The organism is Amycolatopsis thailandensis (genome assembly GCF_042723255.1).
Taxonomy (GTDB): Bacteria; Actinomycetota; Actinomycetes; order Mycobacteriales; family Pseudonocardiaceae; genus Amycolatopsis; species Amycolatopsis thailandensis.
Genome location: NZ_JBHXJK010000117.1, coordinates 3,751 through 27,642, shown reverse-complemented (window position 1 = coordinate 27,642; position 23,892 = coordinate 3,751). Strand labels below are relative to the sequence as shown.

3 protein-coding genes are annotated in these 23,892 nt (G+C 70.7%); all 3 read right to left on the bottom strand.

Annotated features, from left to right (window positions below; all coding sequences use genetic code 11):
- Window positions 1-218 precede the first annotated feature (218 nt).
- Window positions 219-1,238: a metallophosphoesterase family protein gene (locus tag ACFWMR_RS33200; protein WP_378275364.1), complete on the bottom strand. Its 1,020-nt coding sequence runs from the start codon at window positions 1,236-1,238 to the stop codon at window positions 219-221.
- A 200-nt stretch (window positions 1,239-1,438) separates the two neighbouring features.
- Window positions 1,439-1,648, bottom strand: a complete 210-nt coding sequence (locus tag ACFWMR_RS33195) for an MbtH family protein (RefSeq protein ID WP_093932130.1) — start codon at window positions 1,646-1,648, stop codon at window positions 1,439-1,441.
- Window positions 1,645-23,892 carry a non-ribosomal peptide synthase/polyketide synthase gene (locus ACFWMR_RS33190; RefSeq protein ID WP_378381223.1) on the bottom strand — a complete coding sequence of 7,416 codons (22,248 nt, stop codon included), beginning with the start codon at window positions 23,890-23,892 and terminating at the stop codon, window positions 1,645-1,647. Before ACFWMR_RS33190 ends, ACFWMR_RS33195 begins: the two co-directional genes overlap by 4 nt.

Genomic DNA, 23,892 nt, shown 5'->3' with positions numbered 1-23,892 from the left:
CCTTCATGTACTTCACGATCGAGGTGCGACCGGACATGACTCGCGTGATCGAAGGCGGGACTCACGTGTCTGGACACCGCACTCGGGTGTTCGGCCTCTGATCACGCGAGATCCGCCTCCAGGCACGCGAGATCCGGGTCTGATCACGCGATTTCGGTACCGAATCACAGAGAACCCGAAGCACGGCCTGCCGCACCGACGCGGGACCGGACTCGTGGTCAGTGCGGGAATCCCCAGGAGTCGTGCAAGGGAACGGTGATCTGCTTCAGCCAGGTCTTGCTGGTGAAGTCACGGGCCTTGATGACCACCGAGCCGGGCGAGACCTCGACCTGCAGCCCCTGGTTGAACGCGCCGCCGAGCGACACTTCCCCGCCCTTGCCGTCGTCCGTCCAGCCGGTCTGGACGGCGGCGGTGTTGACCACGGTGAAGCCTTCGAGGTTGCCGGTGCCCGGAACGACCCGGCGCACCACCCAGTCCGAAAGGTTCAGGTCCCAGTGCGTGTGCCCGGAGAACAGGAACACGTCCCGGTAGCGGCCGAGGATCGAGAGCAGCCTGTCGGGCTGGAGGTAGTCGGACCGGTAAAGCTTGTTGTGCGTACCGGAAACGGTGTTGGGCAGCGGGTGATGGGTCAGCACCATCACCGGGCTGCGCCGGATCGACCAGTACTTCAGGCGCTGTTCGAGCCAGGTGAACTGCCGGTCGCTCATCCAGACCTCGTCCCACAGCTTGGGGTCGTGGTACTTGGCGTACCGCTCGGTTCCGAGACACAGCACCGGAACCCCGCCGAACGACGTCTCGTTGTAGACGGTGTTGCGGCCCGCGAACCGGTAGAAACTGCGGAACAGCGAGTCCTCGGTCGTGCCGTTGGGCCAGGTCTCCTGGGCGAGCGTGTCGGGATCCCGCCATTTCGGGACGTAGAACTCGTGGTTGCCGATGGCCCAGGCGACCTCGCGCGGATGCCGGTGCTTGTCGAAGGTCTGGCGAAGCTGGGCGTACTCGAAGTCGTATCCGCGCGGGGTGAGGTCACCCGCGATACCGAGTCCCGCACTGCCCGGGTTGATCGCGTGCAGATCGTCGAGCGCGCTGCCGAAGTCGGTGAGATCGCCCTGGATGTCACTGAGGATGTTGAACCGGACGACCGGCCACTGTGGACCCCACTTCGCCTGCGCCTGGGGCTGCGCCTCCGCCTGACCCGGCAGCATCGCCGCCCCTGCCGCCGCGGCAGGGGCGGTCACCATAAATGCTCTTCGATCCATAATGTGAACGCTACTCACGTTCTATGGCCGAATCCGGTCGCGAAGCTGAACAACGCAAGTCCGTGAAGGACTCCTTGAGGGACTTGAATCCACGCAGTGGCGCGCAGCGCCTCCGTTGAGGGTGGCGGCGGGGGCATGGATGGACCCTCAAGGAGTCCTTCACGGACTTGACGAGAAGCGGGTCAGGACTCCATGGCCTTGACCAGCGACGCCGGCCTCAGGTCCGTCCAGTTCGTCTCGACGTATTCGAGGCACTCAGGACGCGAGGCCGGGCCGAATTTCGTGGTCCAGCCCGCCGGGACCTCGACGAACTCGGGCCACAGGCTGTGCTGGTTCTCGCCGTTGACCAGCACCAGGTACGTGCCGTCGGGGTTCTCGAACGGGTTCGTCATGCCTTGTTCTCCTTTGGTGTATCCGGTGTATCAGCCCGGCGCGTCAGCGCGTCGAGCGCGGCGAACCAGTCCTCCGCCAAGTCCCGTACCGACTCCTCGGTCAGTACCGCGTCCGGCCAGGACCACTGCGCGCCCAGCTCGGGGCCGCCGGGGCGGTCCTCCGTCCGGGCGTTGATCGTCAGCGCGTGCGAGACCGGCATGCCTTCGTCCGCCCCGATTTCGGCCGCCTCGGCCTCGGCCGCGTACGACCAGTCGGTCGCTTCGGGGACGCCGATCCGGCCGAGGTAGTTGAACTCGATCTGCGGCTTCGCGAACTTCGCGAGTTCAGGGCCGGTCCGAGGGTCGAGATACCGGAGCAGACCGTGCCCGATCCCACCGTCCGGCAGCCCGTCCAGGTGCGCCTTGACCCGCCCGAGCGCGACGCCGGCGGCGGCCCCACCGGCGAACGCGTCGTCCACATCGAGATCGCCCAGGTCCAGGCACACCGGCACGACACTGGTGAACCAGCCGACCGTCCGCGAAAGGTCCGCGCCACCGGCCAGGTCCTCTTCGCGGCCATGCCCCTCGACGTCGACCAGCACCGCCCGTCCCCCATCACGGCGCCACCGGGCGACGGCGAGCGCGAGCCCGGTGAGCAGGACGTCGTTGATCGTCGCCCCGAACGCCGACGGCACCCGGGACAGCAGCGGCGCCGTCCGGGAGGCGGGCAGCGTCAGCGTCAGCTTCTTGACCGTTCCCAGGACGTCCCGAGCGGGGTCGAGCGGCCGGTCCAGCACAAGCGGATCCGCACCGCCCAGCACCGTCTTCCACCGGTCCAGCTCGCCACCACGGTCCTGAGTGGACAGGGCTCGCGACCATCGCCGGAACGACGTCGGCACCGTGGGCAGCTCCGGCGTCTCTCCGCCGGCGACGGATTCCCACGCGGAAGCGAGGTCCGGCAACAGGATCCGCCACGAGACACCGTCGACGGCCAGGTGATGGATCATCAGCAGCAACCGGCCGGGCCCGGCCGGGCCCGCGTCGAACCACGTCGCGCTCAGCATCACGCCGGCGTCCGGGTCCAGACGGGACCGCGTCGGCTCCGCGTGCCGCTCGATCAGCGCGAGCAAATCGCCGGCCGGAACATCGACGCGTTCGATCACGACCTCGACGGATCCGGGCACCCGCAACACCCAGCCATCCGCCGGTCGATCGAGCCGCGCACGCAGCATGTCGTGCCGGTCGACGACGGCGCCGAGCACCGTCTTCAGCTGCTCGCCGGTCATCCCGGACGGCGTCCGGAGCAGCGCCGCCTGGTGGTAACCCGCGATCGGCCCGCCGAGTTCGCGGAGCGCGTGCATGATCGGCGTGGGCGCGATGGCCCCGTCGTCCTCCAGGCTCTGGGCGACCTCGGCCAACGCGGCGACCGTCCGGCGCGCGAACACCTCGTGCGGCGTGATCTTCAGCCCGGCCGCGCGAGCCCGGCCGACCAGCCGCATCGCGACGATACTGTCCCCGCCGAGGGCGAAGAAGTCGTCGTCGGCACCGAGTTCCGGCACGTCGAGCACCTCCGCGAAGAGCGCGCACAACGTCCTCTCGAGAGCGGTCTCGGGCGCACGGCCGCCGGCCAGCTCGGCGTAGTCCGGAGCGGGCAGCGCCTTGCGGTCCAGCTTCCCGTTGGACAACACGGGAAGCGCGTCGAGCGTGACGAACGCCGCCGGGACCATGTACTCCGGCAACGTCTCGGCCGCGAACCGCCGCAGCTCCGCTCGATCCACAGTGGACACCACATACGCCACCAGCTGCTTGACCCGCGGCCGGTCCTCACGCACCAGGACGACCGCCTGCGCGACGCCGTCGTGCCGTTCGAGCACGGCTTCGATCTCGCCCGGCTCGACCCGGAAACCGCGGATCTTCGCCTGGTCGTCGGCGCGACCGCCGAAGTCCAGCCGACCGTCCGCGGTCCAACGGGCGAGGTCTCCGGTCCGGTACATCCGCGCACCCGCCGGGCCGAACGGATCCGCCACGAATCGCTCCGACGTCAGCGCCGCCCGACCGAGGTAACCCCGGGCGAGCCCGGAACCGGCGAGGTACAGCTCACCGGTGACCCCGGGCGGCACCGGACGCAGTGACGCGTCCAGCACATAGGCGCGGGTGTTCGCGACCGGACGGCCGACGAGCGGCTTGTCACTGTCACCGATCCGTGCCACCAAGGCGTCCACTGTGGACTCCGTCGGCCCGTACAGGTTGAAGGCTTCGGTCCCGTCCAAGGTGGCCAGACGTCGCCAGAGACTCTCGGGCACCGCCTCCCCGCCGACGCCGATCACGGCCAGCGGACACCGGTCGCCGTCGAGCAGACCCGCCTCCGCCATCTGCGCGAAGAACGACGGCGTGACCTCGATGAAGTCGAAGCCGTCCCGTTCGATCATCGCGGCCAGGAGCTCGGGATCCCGCCGGGTCTCCTCGTCCACGATGTGCACGGCGTGCCCGTCGAGCAGCCACAACTGCGGCTGCCAGGACGCGTCGAAGGAGAACGACCACGCGTGCCCCACCCGCAGATGCGGCTTGCCGGTGGCCTCGACCGCAGGCCGGTGCAGCGTGGCGCGATGGCTGTGGAACAGGTTCACCACACCGCGATGCGGGACCACGACCCCCTTGGGCGTCCCGGTCGAACCCGACGTGTAGATCACGTACGCCGGATGCTCCGGGCCGAGCGGGCGGACACGGTCCCGGTCGGTGAGGTCGTGCACCGGCCGGTCTTCGGTGACGAGCGCGCACAACGCCAGCGTCTCGATCTCGTTCCGCGGCAACGACTCCAGCAGCTCGGGCTCGGTCAGGATCACCTTGGGCCGCGCGTCGGCCAGCATCGCGGCCAGCCGGTCCGCCGGGTAGTCCGGGTCGAGCGGCAGGTACGCCGCCCCCGCCTTGTGGACCGCGAGGATCGCCAGCAGCACGTCCGCCGAACGCGGCAGCGCCAGGGCGACGAAGTCCTCCGGGCCGATCCCGTGGGCGACCAGTGCCCTGGCCAGCCGGTTGGCGCGCTCGTTCAGCTCGGTGAACGACCAGGCGACCTCGCCGGACACCACCGCCGTCGCGCCGGGCGAACGCCGGACCTGGTCCTCGAACAGACCGGCCACAGTGGACGGTTCGACGTCGAGCGCCGTCCCGTTCCACTCGCGCAAGATCAGGTCGAGGTCGGCGTCGGCCAGGATTCCGATCCTGCCGACCCGGGTGTCCACATCGGACACCATCGCGGCCAGCACCCGTTCCATCGCCGGGAGAAGCCTTTCCGGCAGTCCGGCGGCGAACAGGTCGACGCGGTACTCCGCGGTGAGTTTCAGCCGCGTTCCCGGTTCCACCGCCCACGTGAGCGGATAATGCGTGGAGTCCTCGTGGCGCACGATCTCCCCGCGCAGCCCCGCCCCGGTCTCGTCCTCGTCCGCGCCCGGATAGCTCTCGAATACCATCAGCGTGTCGAACAGCTCCCCCAGCCCGGCGCCGCGCTGGATGTCGGCGAGCCCGAAGTGCTGATGCGCGAGCAAACCGGACTGCTCGTCCTGGACCCGGTCGAGGAGCGCGCCCAGTTTCTCGGCGGGGTCGACCGCGATCCGCACCGGGATCGTGTTGATGAACAGGCCGATCATCCGCTCGACCCCGGCCAGCTCGGGCGGGCGCCCGGCGACCGTCGCGCCGAACACGACGTCCGAGCGGCCGGTCAGCCTGCCGAGCACGATGCTCCACGCGGTCTGGACGAGGGTGTTCAACGTCAGCCCGCGTGAGCGCGCGAGTTCGGACAGCGCGCCGGTCGCCTGTTCCGACAGCTCCAGCGACAGGCGTTCCGGCAGCGCCGGAACCCGCTGGGGGTCGTGCGGGACGAGGTGCGTCGGCTCGCTCAGCCCGTCGAGCGCCTGCCGCCAAGCGGCTTCCGCCGCCTCACGATCCTGCTCCCCGAGCCAGCCGAGATGGTCGCGGTACTGGCGGGCCGGCGCCAAGTCGGCACCGGCGTACAGCTGCGACAGCTCCGCGAACAGTTGCGGCACGGACCAGCCGTCGAGCAGGACGTGCTGGTGGGTGAACACCAGCCGGTGCCGCCCGTCGGGCAGGGCCACCAGCAGGAACCGCGACACCGGCGCGGACGCCGGATCGAACCGGCGCCGGTCGTGGGCCAGCTCCGCCTCGGCGTCCGCGGAGTCCGTGGAGTCTAAGAAGCGCCAGGGGACGGTGACCGAGCGCGCCACCAGCGCGACCGGACGGCCGGACGCGAGGTAGCGGTAGCCCGTCCTCAGGACAGCGTGCCTGTCGACGAGCTCCTGAGCGGCATCGCGCAAGCGGTCCGGGTCGAGCGGTCCTTCGAGATCGAAGGACACCTGCACGGTGTAGACGTCGGGCCCGTCGCCGTCCATCGTCGCGTGGAAGAGCAAACCTGCCTGCAACGGCGTCAGCGGCCAGACTTCCACCGTGTCCGGCGCGAGGTCGAGGATCTCGGCGCGTTCACCCGCGTCGAGCTCCACCAACGGCTTCCCGCTCTCCGGCGTGGGCGCGTCGAGCCGCACCGAACTGACCTCGGCGAGCGCCGCGACGGTCCGGTGCCGGAAGACGTCACGCGGGCTGAGCAGCAGCCCGGCCCGCCGCACGAGCCCGACCAGCTGCATCGCGACGATGCTGTCCCCGCCGAGACGGAAGAAGTCGTCGTGGACGCCGACCTTCTCCAGCCCGAGCACGCCGGCGACGAGCGACGCGAGCAATTCTTCTCGTGGTGTCCTCGGAGCGTCGTCGGAGACCGTGAACTCCGGGGCAGGCAACGCCTTGCGGTCGAGCTTCCCGTTGGGAGTCAACGGGAACGCGTCCAGTACCACGAACGCCGACGGCACCATGTACGCCGGCAGAGCCGCCTCGGCCAGCCGCCGCGCTTCCTCGACGTCGGCTTCCCCGGCCAGGTACGCGACGAGCCTGCCTTCCCGCAGGACCACCCGCGCCGAGAGCACGGCCTCGATCTCGCCCAGCTCGATCCGGAACCCGCGCAGTTTGACCTGGTCGTCGGCACGGCCGAGGTAGTCGAGCGCGCCGTCGGCACGCCACCGCGCGAGGTCGCCCGTGCGGTACATCCGCTTCCCCGCCGCGAACGGGTTCGCCACGAACCGCTCGGCGGTCAGCCCGGCACGGCCGAGGTAGCCACGCGCGAGTTGCGCCCCCGCCAGGTACAGCTCGCCCGGCACCCCCGGCGGGACCGGCCGGAGCCGGGCGTCCAGCACGTGGACCCGGGTGTTCCACACCGGACGTCCGATGGGGACGGTGTCGTCGACGACCGCCCAGGAAGTCACGTCCACCGAGGCCTCGGTCGGGCCGTAGAGGTTGTGCAGCGGGACGTCCACGCGCGCGGCCAGTTCCGGCGGCAGCGCCTCACCACTGCACAGGACCCGGCGGACGTCGTGCCACCCGGGTTCGTCGGCGAGGAACGCTTCCAGCATCGACGGGACGAAGTGCAGGGTGGTGATCCGCTGCTCCCGGATCAGCTCTTCGAGGTACCGCGGATCGCGGTGACCGTCCGGTTTGGCGACCACCAGGGTCGCGCCGGTGATCAACGGCCAGAAGAACTCCCACACCGACACATCGAAACTCGACGGCGTCTTCTGCAAAACCCGGTCATCAGCCGCGAGACCGTACTCGTCCTGCATCCACAACAACCGGTTCACAATGCCCGCGTGAGGCACCACGACACCCTTGGGACGCCCGGTCGAACCGGACGTGTAGATCACGTACGCCGGTGACGAAGGATCCACCGCCGTGCCCAGATTCTCGGCCGAGTAGCCCTTCAGCGCAGGCAGCTCGTCGAGAACGACCGCGGGTGAAGCGTCTTCGAGCATGAAGGCCAGCCTGTCGGCCGGATAGTCCGTGTCGAGCGGCAGATACGCCGCTCCCGCCTTGTGCACGGCGTAGAGCGCGACGACCAGGTCAAGCGATCGCGGCAGCGACACCGCCACCACCGATTCCGCGCCCACACCCTGCTCGACCAGCCATCGCGCCAAACGATTCGCCCGCCCGTTGAACTCGGCATACGACAACTCCGAGCCCTCGAACACCACAGCGGACGCGTCCGGAGTCCGCGCCACCTGCGCCTCGAACAACTCCGGCAACGTCGCCGCCGGGACGCCGTGCGCCGTGTCGTTCCACCGGACGAGCAGCGCGCGCTCGTCTTCGCCGAGGACGTCGAACGCGCCGACCGGGATCGCGGGGTCGGCGGCGACCTGCTCCAGCACGGCGACCAGGCGCCGTGCGAACCCCTCGGCCGTGCTGTGGTCGAACAGGTCCGCGCTGTACTCGATCGCGCCCGAGATCCCGCCGTCGTTCTCCAGGAACCCGAATTCGAGGTCGAACTTGGCGACGCCCTGCGCGAAGTCCTCCTGCTCCGCGCGCAGACCGGGCAGCACCGGCCCTTCGCCGGATTCGGGCAGGTAGACCACCATCACCTGGAACAACGGGTGCCTGGCCAGCGAACGCTCCGGATTGACCGCGTCGACCAGCCGCTCGAACGGCAGGTCCTGGTGCTCGAAAGCGGCGAGGTCCGTCGCCCGCACTCGCGCCAGCAGGTCGGTGAACACCGGATCGCCGGACAGATCGGTACGCAGGACGAGCGAGTTCACGAAGAACCCGACAAGCGGCTCCAGACGTTCGTCGATACGGCCGGAACTCGGCGCGCCGAGCGGGATGTCGTCCCCGGCGCCGAGCCGGTGCAACAGGACCGCGACCGCGGCCTGCGCCAGCATGAACATGCTGACGTCGTGCCGCCGCGCCGTCTCGCGCAGCCGTTCGGTGAGTACGGCGCCGACCGGGAAGGTGACGAGACCGCCGCGGTGGCTCGACTCGGCCGGACGCGGCCGGTCCGAGGGCAGCGCCAGCTCGTCCGGCAGGCCCGCCAGGGCCTCTTGCCAGAACTCGAGGTGCCCGGAGGCCGTCGAGCCGAGCAGTTCCCGCTGCCACAGGGCGTAGTCCGCGTACTGGACCGAGAGCGCAGTCCATTGTGGACCATGACCGGCCAGGCGAGCCTCGTACGCCGTGGCGAGGTCGGCCATCAGCGGTCCCTGCGAACCCTCGTCCGTGGCGACGTGATGCAGCACCAGCAGCAGGACGTGTTCACGCGGCGACACGGCGAAGACCGCGGCCCGGATCGGGAGTTCCTCGTCGAGGGCGAACCCACGGCCGGCTTCGGCGGACAGCTGCGCCGGCAGATCCACGGCCTCGGCGAACACCACGTCCGGGCGCGCGTCGGTGAGGATCCGCTGCGCGACGACGTCGCCTTCCTCGGTGAACACGGTCCGGAGCGTTTCGTGCCGCTCGACGACGTCGCCGATCGCCGCACGGAGCGCGTCCGTGTCCAGTTCGCCATGCAACCGCCAGGCGAGCGGGATGTTGTAGGTGGGCGTGACCCCTTCGAGCCGGTACAGGAACCACAACCGTTGCTGCGCCGGTGAAAGCGGCAGCACGTCCGGCCGGTTCCCGGCGCTCAGGACCGGGAGGGCCGACGGTTCCGCGAGCCGTTCGGCCAGCGCCGCGACGGTCGGCGCGTCGAAGACGTCGCGGACCGACACGGTGGCGTCCAGGCTCGCCGAGATCCGGCTGACCAGGCGCATCACCAGCAGCGAATGCCCGCCGAGAGTGAAGAAACCGTCGTCGATCCCGACCCGTTCGACGCCGAGCACGTCGGCGAACAGCGCGCACAGTGTTTCTTCCCGGGCATTCCGCGGCTCGCGGCCGTTGGTGGTCGCGAACTCGGGAGACGGCAGTGCCTTGCGATCGAGTTTGCCGTTCGGGGTCAGCGGGATCTCGTCGAGCACGACGAAGGCCGACGGCACCATGTGCTCGGGCAGCTTCGCGGCCAGCGCGTCCCGCAGTCCGTCATCCGAACCGACGACATAGGCGACCAGCCGGTCCTCACGAGCGACGACCACGGCACGCGTGACCGACGCCGACGCGATCAACGCTGCCTCGACCTCGCCGAGTTCGACCCGGAAGCCACGGATCTTGACCTGGTCGTCGACGCGGCCCAGGAACTCCAGCACGCCGTCGTCCGACCAGCGGGCGAGGTCCCCGGTGCGGTACATCCGCTCCCCCGCCCGACCGAACGGGTCGGCGACGAAGCGCTCGGCGGTCAGCCCCGGCCTGGCCAGGTATCCGCGCGCGAGCTGGGTGCCCGCGAGGTAGAGCTCACCCGGGACCCCCGGCGGGACCGGGTTCAACCCGGCGTCCAGCACGTAGGTCCGCGTGTTCCACACCGGACGACCGATCGGGACGGACGGCGTCGGTTCGGCACCGGCCTGCCAGGCCGTCACGTCGACGGACGCTTCGGTCGGGCCGTAAAGGTTGTACAGCGGCACGTCCACGCGGGCGGCCAGTTCGGACGGCAGTGCCTCACCGCTGCAGATCACCCGGCGCAATCCGGTGCACTCCGCGGTCTCCAGGAACAGCGCGAGCATCGACGGGACGAAGTGGACGGTGGTGATCCCGGCCGTGCGGATCAGTTCGGCGAGGTACGCCGGATCCTTGTGCCCCTCGGGTTTGGCGACCACCAGGGTCGCACCGGTGATCAACGGCCAGAAGAACTCCCACACCGACACATCGAAACTCGACGGCGTCTTCTGCAAAACCCGGTCATCGGCCCTGAGACCGTACTCGTCCTGCATCCACAACAACCGGTTCACGATGCCCGCGTGAGGCACCACGACACCCTTGGGACGACCAGTCGAACCCGACGTATAGATCACGTACGCCGGTGATGACGGATCCCCGGTCCGCCCCAGATTCTCCCCGGAGTAGCCGTCCAGATCGGGCAACTCGTCGAGAACGACGGCGGGCGAGGCGTCTTCGAGCATGAAGGCGACGCGATCGGCCGGATAGTCGCGATCGACCGGCAGGTAAGCCCCACCGGCCTTGTGCACCGCGTACAACGCGACGACCAGATCGAGCGATCGCGGCAGCGAAACCGCCACCACCGATTCCGCCCCCACGCCCCGCTCGACCAGCCACCGCGCCAGCCGATTCGCACGCGCGTTGAACTCGGCATACGACAGCTCAGAGCCCTCGAAAACCACAGCGGACGCGTCCGGAGTCCGCGCCACCTGCGCCTCGAACAACTCCGGCAGCGTCGTGGCCGGGACTTCACGGGCAGTGCGGTTCCATTCGGTCACCCGCGCGAGCTCGTCGCCGACGAGGACGTCGAGCAGGGCGACCGGCCGGTCCGGTTCGTCGGTGACCTGCTCCAGCAGCGACGTGAGCCGGGCCAGCAACCGCCCGGCCGTCGCCTCGTCCGCGAGGTCCTCGGCGTACTCCAGCATCAGCGTGGCGGTGTCGCCGTCGTCGACCATCGTGAAATGCAGGTCGAACTTCGCCATGCCGGTGTCCATCTCGAACCACTCGGCGGGCAGGCCGAGCACCTCGGACGCGTCCGCCTGCCGGTGGTAGCCGACCATCACCTGGAACAGCGGGTTTCGCCCCGGCACCCGGGGCGGGTTCAGCTCCTCGACGACGCGCTCGAACGGCAGGTCACCGTGGGAGAACGCGGCGAGATCGGCCTCGCGCACCCTGTCCAGCAGCGCGGTGAACGTCGGGTCGCCGGACAGATCGGTCCGCAGCACCAGCGTGTTCACGAAGAACCCGACGAGATCGTCGAGCGCCGCGTCGGTCCGTCCCGCGATCGGGGCACCCAGCGGGATGTCGTCCCCGGCGCCGGTCCGGCGCAGCAACGCGGCCACCGCCGCCTGAAGCACCATGAACGGGCTCGCACCGGCTTTCGCCGCCAGGTCGCGCACGGCGGCCGAGAGCTCTCCGGACAGCGGGAACCTCACCTTTCCGCCCCTGCCAGTCGGCCGGAGCGGACGCGGGCGATCCAGCGGCAACGTCAGCTCGTCCGGCACAGCGCGCAAGGCGTCGGCCCAGAACGCGACTTGAGCGGCGCCGCGCTGGTCGAGGAAGTCCTTCTGCCACAACGCGAAGTCGGCGTACTGCACCGGGAGGTCCATCCACAAGGGACTTTCACCCGCGACCCGGGCTTGATACGCGGAGGTCAGATCGCCCAGGAACGGGCGGTCGGACCATTCGTCGGTCGCGCTGTGATGCAGGACCAGCGAGATCACCTGATCGCTCTCGCCGATCCGCAGCACCCGCAGCCGGACCGGGATCTCGCGCGACAGGTCGAACGGTGTCCGTGACAGCGTCGCGATCCGGGCATCCAGCCCGGCTTCGTCGCACTCTTCGACCGCGAACGGGATCTCCGGCGTGTCGAAGACGCGCTGGTACGGCTCGCCGTCGTGCTCATCGAAAACGGTCCGCAGGACGTCGTGCCTGCCGAGTACGTCTCCCAGGGCGGCACGCAGGGCTTCGAGGTCCAGCTGCCCGAGGAGCCGGAAGGTCAGCGGGAAGTTGTACGCGACCGCGTTCGCGTCCATCCGATCGACGAGCCACAGGCTGCGCTGGGCGGCCGAAAGCGGGATCCGTTCAGGACGTTCGACGCGGACCACGGGCGGCCGCGCCGGTTCGCCGCTGCCCGCGCGCGCGGCCAGCTCGGCGACCGTGGGCGCCTCGAACAGGTCACGGATGGCCAGTTCGGCGCCGAGTTCGGTCCGGGCCCGGCTGATCAGCCGGGTGGCGAGCAGCGAATGCCCGCCGAGATCGAAGAAGTTGTCCTCGACGCCGACGTCGTCCAGTCCGAGTACCTCGGCGAAGAGCGCGCACAGCGTCTCCTCTTCGGCGGTCTCGGCAGGACGGCTTTCGGCGAGCCGCACCGCCTGATCGGCCTCCGGCAGCGCCCGCGTGTTGAGCTTGCCGTTGTCGGTCAGCGGCAGGGCGCCCAGTGTCACGAACGCGGCCGGGACCATGTAATCCGGCAGTTCCGTCTTGAGCCTGTCACGCAGGCGCTGCACCAGTTCACCGCCACCGCGGGCGGCGGTCGGGCTCGTGGCGTACTTGGCGAGGTTCGCGCTGATCGAGACCGGCTGGTGCACACCGGTGACCAGCGCGTCCGTCTGTCCCTTGTGGACGAACACCGCCTCGAAGGCGCCGTCGGCGGACCAGGTGCAGTACACCCGGAAGCCGAGCCGCTCCCCGAGTTCGTGCACATCCTCCGGCTCGATCCCGGTGGGGGCGCGGAACAGGTCCAGGACGTCGATGAGCGGCGCGCCGGCGTCCAGCGCGCGGGTCGCCTCGACCTCGGGGGCCTGCCGGGCGTCCGGGATCCGGCTCACCCGCAGCGTTTCCGCACCGGTGAGCCGCTCCTCCAGCACGGCCAGAGAACCGACTTCCTCCCAGCTCAGGCGTGGCGCCTGCACGACGGCCAAGGTTCCGGCCGGTTCCTTGACCAGGACCGCGTCGTAGCGGTACCGGCTCAGTTCGTTGTGCAGCCGGGCCCGTTTGATCCGGACCTGCGCGGCGACCTCGGGAAGCTGCCGCGCGAGCGCGGTGAAGTAGTCCGGGTCGATCAGGAGTTCCTTCTCCAGCGCGGCACCGCGTTCGATCGCGCGCCGTACCTGGGCGACGTCGGAGGTCGCGTCGGCGCGGGTCAGCTGGATCGCGGTGTGGAAGGCCCTGGCGAGCCGCAGGTTCCGGACGTCGCCGACGAACAGCGCGCCACCGGGCGCGAGGAGGCCGATCGCCTTCGTGATGACGTCGGTCAAGTAGTCGACGCTCGGGAAGTACTGGATGACGGAGTTGATCACGATGGTGTCGAACCGCCCGGCGGGCAGGCCGTCGAACACGTGCGCCGGCTGGGCGCGCAGGTTCACCTTGGCCGCCAGCTCCGGGTCCCGCTCCAGCTCGCGGTTCAGTTTCGCGATCACCGGGGCGGCGAGGTCGGTGCCCCAGTACTCCCGCGCGAGCGGCGCGATCTGACCCATCAGCAGACCGGTGCCGACGCCGATCTCCAGCACTCGTTCCGGCTTCAGCTCGGCGATCCGGTCGACCGTCGCCTGCCGCCATTCCCGCATGTGCTCCAGCGGGATCGGGTCGCCGTCGTAGCTGGAGTCCCAGCCCGCGAAGTCCTCGGTGACCAACGCCGTCGGGATCTCGGTGTACTCGTCGGAGTAGATCTGCCGCCACTCGCCGACCTGGTCGGCCTCCGCTTCGGCGCGCGCGTCCCCGCTCAGTTCGGCCGGGACGACGTAGCCGATGAGCCTTTGCAGCCCGGGCGCCGACGGGTCCGGCCGCGCGATGACGGCGGCCTGCGCGACCTCCGGATACCGGCTGAGCGCGGTCTCGATCTCGCCGAGTTCGACGCGGTAGCCGCGGATCTTGACCTGGTCGTCGGTGCGGCCGAGGAAGTCGAGGTTCCCGTCCGCGCGACGGCGCACCAGGTCACCGGTCCGGTACATCCTCCCGCCACCGGGGACGAACGGGTCGGCGACGAACCGTCCCGCGGTCAGGCCGGGACGGCCGAGGTAACCCCGGGCCAGCCCTTCGCCCGCGATGTAGAGCTCTCCCGCCACGCCGTCGCGGACCGGCCGGAGCCAGGCGTCCACGATGTAGGCGCGGGTGTTCCAGATCGGCTTGCCGACGGTCGGGGTGTCGCTGTCGGTCGTGCCGCCGCCGAGGGTGTTGATCGTGTACTCGGTCGGGCCGTACAGGTTGTAGCCGTAGGTGCCGTCGGTGTCCCGCAGCCGGTTCCACACCGACTCCGAAACCGCCTCGCCGCCGAGCAGCACGAGCGCGGGCAGGTGACCCTCCAGCATTCCTTCCTCGATCAGCAGGTGCGCGTACGTCGGCGTCACGTTGACGACGTCGACCTCGTGCACGTCGCAGTACGCCACCAGCGCCCGCGCGTCACGCCGCAGTTCCTCGTCGCAGACGTGGACCTCGTGCCCTTCGACGAGCCACAGCAGCTCTTCCCAGGACATGTCGAAGGCGAACGACACGGTGTGCGCGATCCGCAGCCGCCGTCCGCCCGCCGACGCGATGGCCGGGGCGAAGATCGCTCCCTGATGGTTGAGCTGCATGTTCGTCAGGCCGCGGTACGGCGTTACGACGCCCTTGGGCTTGCCCGTCGAGCCCGACGTGTAGATGACGTAGGCCGGGTGTTCCAGGCGGTCCGCGCGACCTCGCGCGAACAACGGGCGTTCGGCGTCGGAGATCGGGCCGTCGCCGAACGCCCTGTCTTCGTGATCGTCGACGAAGACCCGCGGCGTGGCGTCGGGCAGCGTCGCCGAAACGTCCTTTGTGGTGACCAGGCACAACGGCCCGGCGTCCTCCAGCATCACCGCGAGCCGGTCGGCCGGGTAGTCGAGTTCCAGCGGGAGGTACGCGGCGCCGGTCCGCAGGACGGCGAACAGCGCGACGACCATCTCGATCGACCGCGGCAGGCCGAGCGCGATCACCTGCTCCGGCGCGGCTCCCTTCGCGAGCAGCAGCCGGGCCATCCGGTTGATCCGCGCGTCGAGTTCGGCGTAGGTCAATTGCTCTTCGCCGAAGACCACGGCGGTCGCGCCGGGAGTCCGTTCGGCCTGGGCGGCGAGCAGGTCGGCGATCGTGTCTTCGACGACCGGGTGCTCGGCCTCGGCCCAGCCCGCCTCCAGCGCGGCACGGTCCTCAGTGGATACCGTCGCGAGCGACGCGACCGGTTTCGCCGGGTCGTCGATGATCTGCGTGACCAGCGAGGTGAACCGCCCCAGCACCGACGCGGCCTCGTCCGCGTCGATCACGTCGTCCCGGTACGACAGGGTGATCCGGATTTCCTCGCCCGGCGTCACCACCAGCGTCAACGGGTAGTGCGTCGCGTCGATGTTGAGCAGATCGGTGATGCCGTGCCGGTGGCGGAGACCGTCACGCCGTTCGTCGCCGTCCGCGTTGCGCAGCACGAACAGCGTGTCGAACAGGACGCGGTGCCCGGCCTCCCGTTGCAGGACACCGAGGCTCATGAACTCGTACGGGGTCAGGTCCATCCGCTCGGACTGCAGGCGCCGCACCAGGTCCAGGACGGACTCGGCCGCGTCGAGCCGCACCCGCGTGGGCACGGTGTTGAGGAACAGCCCGATGGTGTTCTCGATCTCGGGCACGGCGGCGGGCCTGCCCGCGACAGCGGCGCCGAAGACGACGTCGTGGCGTCCGGTCATGGTCGACAGGACCAGACCCCAGGCCGCGTTGAGCACGGAGTTGACGGTCAGGCCGTGGCGGCGGGCCTGTTCACGCAGACCGCGGCTGAGGTCGCCGGGCAGGACGGTGTCCAGGTTGACCGGGGTGGCGGGGACCAGGTCCCGGCCTTCCGGTCCGATGACGGTCGGTTCCGCGAGGCCGGACAGCGCCTCGCGCCACGCTTCCGTGGCCGCCTCGATGTCCTGCCGGTCCAGCCAGCGCAGGAAGTCCACATAGGACCCGGCGACGGGCAGCGTCCGGTCGTCCCCGCCGAGGTCGTACAGCGCGAACAGCTGCTCGATGAACAGCCAGGCCGACCAGCCGTCCCAGAGCAGCAGGTGCCGGTTCAGCACGACGCGGTCGCGCCCGTCCCCGAGCCGCACCAGCTTCAGCCGGAACAAGGGCGGGGCACCGAGGTCGAACCGTGTGGCGCGGTCCTCGGCCATCAGCTCGTCGAGCCTGACCCGACGTTCGTCTTCGGGCAGCGCCGAAAGGTCCACCTCGGACAGTGGGGGTTCGACCTCGGTCGCCACGAACTGGACCGGTCCTCGCAGGCCTTCGCTGGTGAACCCGGCCCCGAGGCTGGGAATCCGGCGGAGCAGCGCGGACACCGCCGCCTCGAGTCGTTCGGCGTCCAGGCGGTGATCGAAGTCGATCGCCTCCTGGATGGTGTAGATGTCGACCCGGTCGGAGTTGTAGCTGGAGTGGAAGAACAGGCCTTCCTGGAGCGGCGACAGCGGCCAGACGTCGGCGACCGGCGCCGGGCTGGATCGCTCGACGCGGACGATCTCCTCCTGGGTCAGCGACACCAGTTCGAGGTCGGACGGCGTGAGCCCGATCCGCGCGCCGGTGCCCGCCGCCGCGAGGTCGCCCAACGCGGTGGCCCAGCGGTCGGCCAATCCTCCGGCCGGGCCCGCCAACGTCGCAGTCAGCCTCGGCCCGTCCTCGGTGTCCTCGCAGGCGACGCCGATCCGCAGGACGTGGTCGCCCGCCGGGGGCACCGCCGCGTACCCGGCGACCTGCCACTCCCCCGCGCCGGCCGGGATCCGGCCGACGTACCGGAGAGCGATCCGCGATTTCGCGAGCCCGACCAGCAGCGGTCCGGCCTGGGCGTTGAGATAGCGCAGCGGACCGTAGCCCGCGGGCGTCCTCCGGACGGTCTCCTTGACCGCCTTGAGCATCGCGAGCGGTTCGCCGGTCGCGGTGATCCGCACCGGGCGGACCGACGTCAGCGCGCCGACGGTGTCCGCGGGATCCACTCGCTCGTGGAGGTCGACGAGGAGGTCGCCGTCGACAGCGGTCTTCAGCGCCGTCAGGAGGACGTCGGTCACTTCGCCGTGGACGGCGAGGAGCTTCCGGGTGTCATCGACGGGCAGGGTGATCTTGCGTAGGACTTCGCCGTCGGCCGGGATCTCGAAAGCACCGGGCGCCAGCGTGTCGGCCCAATGCTCGATCTCGCCGAGCAGCGCGGGATCCTGCGCCGTTTCGGTGACGCGGCGCGCGATGGTCCGCAGCGAGGTCCGCACCGGTGTGAACACCGGCGGGTGGCCGCCGGTCACGGCTTCCCACGCGATCGCGAGGTCGGCCGCCAGGATCGTCAGGCTCCGCGCGTCCAGCAGGACCGGATGCGCGACCAGGAGCAGCCTGCCCGGTTCGTCGAACCAGACGGCTTGCAGCAGCTTGTCCGTCAGCCTGTCCACCGCGGCCCGGTGTTCGGCCTCGACGGACCCGGTCGCGTGCCGGAGCAGGTCAGCGGCCTGGATGGTCCCTTGTGGACGGATTTCGAGCGACCACAGCACCGAGGCGACCCGTGTCAGGTCGAGCCGCAGGCCGTCGTGGTGGTCGAGCACGAGTTGCAGGGCGGCGGCGAGGGTCTCCACGTCGGCCCCGGACGGCACGGTCAGCAGCACGGACTCCGGCCGTACCGCGTCGCCCAGTTCCCGAAGCCGGAGCATTTCGGGCAGGAGCGGGAGCGCGCCGATGCCGTCGGCGTCGGCCACCGGCTCCGCCGGGGTGGCGGAAGCGGCGAGCGCGGCCGGGGTCCGGAGTTCGAACACGTCCTTGGGGCTCAGTTCGAACCCCGCGCGCCGGGCACGGCTCGACACGGCGATCGACGAGATGCTGTCGCCGCCCAGCAGGAAGAAGTCGCCGTGCGCACCGACGGTGTCCAGACCGAGGACGTCCGCGAAGATCCGCGCGAGGGCGCGCTCCCGGTCGTTCCCCGGCATCGCGGCAGACCGCTCGATCGAGGGCGCGGGCAGCGCCCGGACGTCGAGCTTTCCGCTGGGCGTCAACGGGAACTCGTCGAGGACCACGAACGACGACGGGACCATCGGAGCGGGCAACGCCTCGCTCACCGCGGCTCGCAGCCGCTCCAGGTCCGCGCCACCGGCCACGTAGCCGACGAGCGCGCCGTCCTTCGCCACGACCGCGGCGGCCGTGACCTCCGGCTGCGCGGCGAGGACCGCTTCGATCTCGCCGAGCTCGATCCGGTTGCCGCGGATCTTGACCTGCCGGTCGGTGCGGCCGAGGTACTCGATCTCGCCGTCGGCGCGGCGCCGGACGAGGTCACCGGTGCGGTACAGCCGCTGTCCCGGTTCGCCGAACGGGTCCGCGACGAACCGTTCGGCGGTCAGCCCTGGCCGGCCGTGATAGCCACGGGCCAGCTGGACACCGGCGAGGTACAGCTCGCCCGCAACGCCGTCGGGCACCGGGCGGAGACAGGCGTCGAGGACGTGCGTCCGGGTGTTCCACACCGGACGTCCGATGGGGACTCCCCCGGCCTCGGCCGCGGCGGTGTCGAAGAAGGTCACGTCCACGGCGGCCTCGGTGGGGCCGTAGAGGTTGTGCAGCGGGACACCGGTGAGCGAACGCCAGCGCGCGACGGTCTCGCCGGTCAAAGCCTCGCCGCTGGAGAAGACCCGGCGCAACGACCCGAGATCATCGGGGGCGGGTTCGCTGCCGAGGAACGCGGCCAGCATCGACGGGACGAAGTGCAGGGTGGTGATCTCGCGCTCCCGGATGAGCCGCGCGAGGTACGCCGGATCGCGATGGCCGTCCGGTTCGGCCAGCACCACCGTGGCGCCTTCGCAGAGCGCCCAGAAGAACTCCCAGACGGACACGTCGAAGCTCGACGGCGTCTTCTGGAGAACCCGGTCCGAGGCCGTGAGCCGGTACTCGTGCTGCATCCACGCGAGCCGGTTGACGATCGCGCGATGCGAGACGGCCACGCCCTTCGGCCGTCCGGTCGATCCCGAGGTGTAGATCAGGTAGGCGGCGTCGTCCGGCCCGGCGGGCACCCCCTGGACGTCCTCGACGGCGGACTCGCCGGTCACGGAGACCTGAGTCAGCCCGGCGACGGACGGAATCCGCGAAGCCGTACCAGGTTCGGAGAGCACAAGACGCGCGCCGGAGTCGGCGAGCATGAATTCGAGCCGCTCGGCCGGATAGTCGAGGTCGATCGGCAGGTACGCGGCCCCGGCCTTGAGGACGGCCAGGAGCGCGACCATCAGTTCGGCCGACCTCGGCACGGCGACGGCCACGATCCCGTCGGGACCGGCACCGAGGGAACGCAGCCTTCGGGCCAGCCGCTCCGCGCGGTCGTCGAGGTCCGCATAGGACAGTTCGGTGTCGTCGAACACCACGGCGGTGGCGGACGGCGTCTTGCGGACCTGTTCGGCGAAGGCCCCGGCGAGTGTCCGCTCCGGCACCGGATGCGACGTCGCGTTGAGCTCGGCGAGGCGGCCGCGTTCGGCGGGCGAGAGCAGGTCGACGGCGGCGACCGGCAGGCCGGGGTTCGCGGTGACCGTCTCCAGGAGCCGCGCGAACCGTTCCGCGAGATGCCCGGCCGCGACCGCGTCGATCCGGGCGGCGTCGAACTTGAGGCTGAACGCCAGGTCCTCCCCCGGTGTCGCGATCATCGCGACGGGGAAGTGCACCGCGTCGGTGACCTCGACGCCGGTGAGCCGGATGGCTCCGGAAGCGCGCTCGTCGTCACGCGGGAAGTTCTCGACGACCACGAGGGTGTCGAACAGTTCTTCCTGCCCGGCGCCGGCGAGGCGCTGGAGTTCGCCGAGGCCGAGATGCCGATGGTCCAGCAAGGCCGCCTGCTCGTCCTGCAGCCGCCGCAGCACGGCGGCGACGGTTTCGGACGGGGTCCAGCGCAGCCGCACCGGCACCGTGTTGATGTACAGGCCGACCGCCGATTCGAGGCCGTCGGCGCCGGTGTCGCGGCCGGAGACCGTGCTGCCGAACAGCACGTCGTCCCGGCCGGTGAGCCCGCCGAGGAGCAGTCCCCAGGCGCCGTGCAGGACGGTGCCGAGGGTGAGTCCGTGCGCTCGCGCCATGGCGGACAGCTCCGCCGTGGCCCGCGCGCCGAGGTTCAGGTGAACTCGCGACGGCCGCCTTTCGGCCGCGAGCCCTCCCTCGATCAGCCGGGTGGGTTCGTCCACTCCGGACAGCGCGTTCCGCCAGGCTTCCCGGGACGCCTCGTGATCGCGCAACGCGAGCCGTCGCAGGTGGTCCGCGCGGGTGGCCGGTTCCGGCAGGGGCGCGCCCGCTCCCGCGTATCCCGCCAGCAGTTCGCGGAGCAGCACCACGACCGACCAGCCGTCGGCGATGATGTGGTGGAACGTGAGCGCCAGCCTGGCACGATTCTCCCCGGCCCGGACGAAGGTGGCTCGCAGCAAGGGTGGGCGCGCGAAGTCGAACCGGCGCGCGCGATCGGCCTCGAAGGCGTTCGCGGCGTCTTCGGCGGCCACTTCGCGCCAGGGCAGTTCGGCGTGCCGGGGCACCGTCTGGACGACCTGGCCGCCGTCGAGCTGCCGGAACCCGGACCGCAGCGACGAGTACCGGTCCAGCAGCGCCTGCGCCGACCGGCGCAGCGCGTCGGCGTCGACGTCGCCTTCGAGGTCCAGGATCTCCTGGACCGTGTAGATGTCGGCGGCCTGGCCGCCTTCGAACTCCGCGTGGAAGAAGAAGCCTTCCTGCAACGGCGTCACGGGCAGGACGTCGGCGTGTTCGGCGAGCGACGTGCGTTCGGCGCCGGTCAGCTCCAGCAGCGGCCGGTCATCCACAGTGGACTCGGCGATGACAGTCTCCGCGCAGGCGGCGAGAGCCTCGGGAGTCCGGTGCTGGAACACCTGCCGTGGCGTGATGGCGAGCCCGTGTTCCGCGGCGCCGAGCACCAGCCTGATGGACAGGATGCTGTCGCCGCCGAGGGTGAAGAAGTCGTCGTCGGCACCGGCCGAGGCCAGCCCGAGGACCCGCGCGACGACGTCGCACAGAATCCGTTCCCGCTCGGTGCGCGGCGCGCGGCCGGTGGCGGCGGCACCGAAATCGGGCAGGGGTAACGCCGTGCGGTCCAGTTTGCCGTTCGGCATGATCGGCAGCCGGTCGAGCGCGAGGAACGCCGACGGCACCATGTAGTGCGGCAGCGCCGTTTCCGCGTGGGCGCGCAGGTCCTTCAACAGCGACGGAGATCCGTCCGCCTCCGGGACGACGTACGCCACCAGGCGCCGGTCCCCCGCCTTGACCTCACGCGGCACGACGGCGATCCGCTCGACCCCGGGATACGCGGCGAGCGCGGACTCGATCTCGCCCGGTTCGATCCGGAAGCCGCGGATCTTGACCTGGTGATCGGTGCGGCCGAGGAAGTCGAGGTTCCCGTCCGCGCGCCAGCGGACCCGGTCACCGGTGCGGTACATGCGCTCGCCACCGCCGGTGAAGGGATCGGCGACGAACCGCTCCGCCGAGAGCCCCGGACGTCCGGCGTAACCCCGGGCGAGACCTCGGCCGCCGACGTACAACTCACCTTCGACGCCGACCGGGACCGGCCGCAGGGCGGTGTCGAGGACGTAGCATCGGGTGTTCGGATCCGGCCTGCCGATCGGGATGGGCCCGGTCCAGCCGGGCTCCGCCGCCCAGAGCGTCGAGTTCACCGTCGCTTCGGTGAGGCCGTACGCGGCGACGACCCTCAGGTCCTCGGCCCAGCGCGCGATCAGTTCCGGTGGGACGGTCTCGGTGCCGACGATCAGCACCGCGCCCTTCGGCAGTTCGCAGTCCTCCGGCAGGGCCGCGACCAGCGACGGCGGCAGGATCATGTGCGTCGCCGCGTTGCCGGCGATGTAGCCGGTGAGTTCGACGCCCGCGACGCGGCGGTGCGACGGCACCACGATCAGCGTCCCGCCGACGCACAGGGACATGACCAGATCCCAGACCGTCACGTCGAACCCGGTCGAGGCGAACTGCACCACCCGGCTGTCCCCGCCGATGCCGATCCGCTCGGTCGCCGTGCTGATCAGGCTGCCGATCCCGTCGTGGGTCAGCACGACGCCCTTCGGCTTGCCCGTCGAACCCGATGTGTAGATGACGTACGCGGCCCGGTTCAGCGCGATCCCACTGACGTCCACAGTGGACGCGTCGAGCTCCGCGAGTTCGGCCACGACGGCCGGATCGTCGAGAAGGACCCGGTCGACGTTCGCGCCGGACGGCAGCTGCGCGGATTCGTCCTCAGTGGACACCACGATTCCCGCGCCCGCGTGGGAAAGCATGTACGCGAGGCGATCCTCGGGGTGGTCGAGGTCGAGCGGGAGGTACGCGGCCCCGGCCTTCATGACGGCCAGGAGCGCGACGACGAGATCCGCCGAGCGCGGCATGGCCACGGCGACGACGTCCTCGTCGCGGACGCCACGTCCCTTCAGCAAGCGGGCGAGGCGGTTGGCAGCGGCGTCGAGTTCGGCGTAGGTCAGCCGGACGTCCTCGCAGACGACGGCCTCGGCGTCCGGTTTCCGCGCCACGATCCGGTCGAACGCCTCGGGCCAGGACACCTCGGGCGAATCCGCCACCGCGGTCCCGAGCTCCAGCATCCGGGCCCGTTCGCCGGCCGGGAGCAGGTCGATCGCGGCCAGCGGCAGTTCGGCCCCCTCCACCAGCGCGTCCAGCACCGCGGCGAACCGGTCGCGGTGCTCGGCGAGCTCGTCGTCGGTGGAAACGGCCGCGTCGGCGTCGAAGTCGAGGCGAAGGCCCCTGCCCTCACCGGCGTCGTACACGGCGATGGCGACGTCGCTGATCGGCCCGAGTTCGAGGTTGTGCACCGTGGCGCTCGCGCCGCCGAACGCGAGTTCGCCGTCCACGGCCATGAAGTTGACGCTCAGCCCGACGAGTTCGTGCACGCCGCCGCTCGCGCCGAGTTCGCGCGCCAGGTCCTCGCCGCGGTACCGGCTGTGTTCCAGCAGCGCGGAAACCTTCGCCGCCACCTGGGCGACGAGCAGCGCCGGTGTCGTCTCGGGCCGCACTGTCAGCCGCAGCGGAAGGACGTTGGAGACCATGCCAGGCTGTTCGCGCAGGGCGCGGGTGGCGCGCGCGGTGACCGGCAGGCCGAGCACGAGGTCTTCGGCGCCGGTCACGCGGTGGGCGTACGCCGCCACGGCGGCGATCGCGACGCGGGACAGCCGCGTTCCCGAGTCCAGCGCGAACTTCCGCAGACGGCCGGTCTTCGCCGCGGGCAGCTCCCACGAGTGCCGCCGCAGCCGGATCGGGCCGGACGACGCGCGGCCGAGCAGCCGCACCGGATTCGGCCTGCCCACCAGTTCGCCGAGCCAGTACTCGCGGTCGGCTTCATCGACTTCCGCGGCCTCGACCAATCCGGAGAGCGGCCAGGAGACTTCCTCTTCGGTACCCGAGTACAGCGCCGCCGCGCGACGGGTCAGGACGGCCTGTCCGTGCGCGTCCATCACCAGGTGGTGATAGCGCTGGAACCAGCGGACCCTGTCCTCGGCGAGGATCAGCAAGGCGTGCCCGGTGAGGGGGCCCCGGCCGAGGTCGGCCACCACGGCCAGTTCGGCCCGCGCCCACTCGTCGGCCGCGCGCTCCGGATCCGGCTCACCGGTGAAGTCGAGAACGGCGACCTCGCCGGGAGTGGCCGGGCGCTGGACCGGCGTGTCGCCGTCCAGCCCGACCGTCACGTGCAGGCATTCGGCCTCGGCGACCGCCCTCCGAACGGCGTCACCCAGCCGGGTGACATCGATGTCGCCACGCAGCTCCGCGACCCAGCCGATCGTGTAGACCGGATCGGCCGGGTCGAGCTGCTGCGCGAGCCAGATCCCCTGCTGTGCCGGGGTCAGGGGAAAGCCGCGGTTCATCGGGGTTGCCTCCAC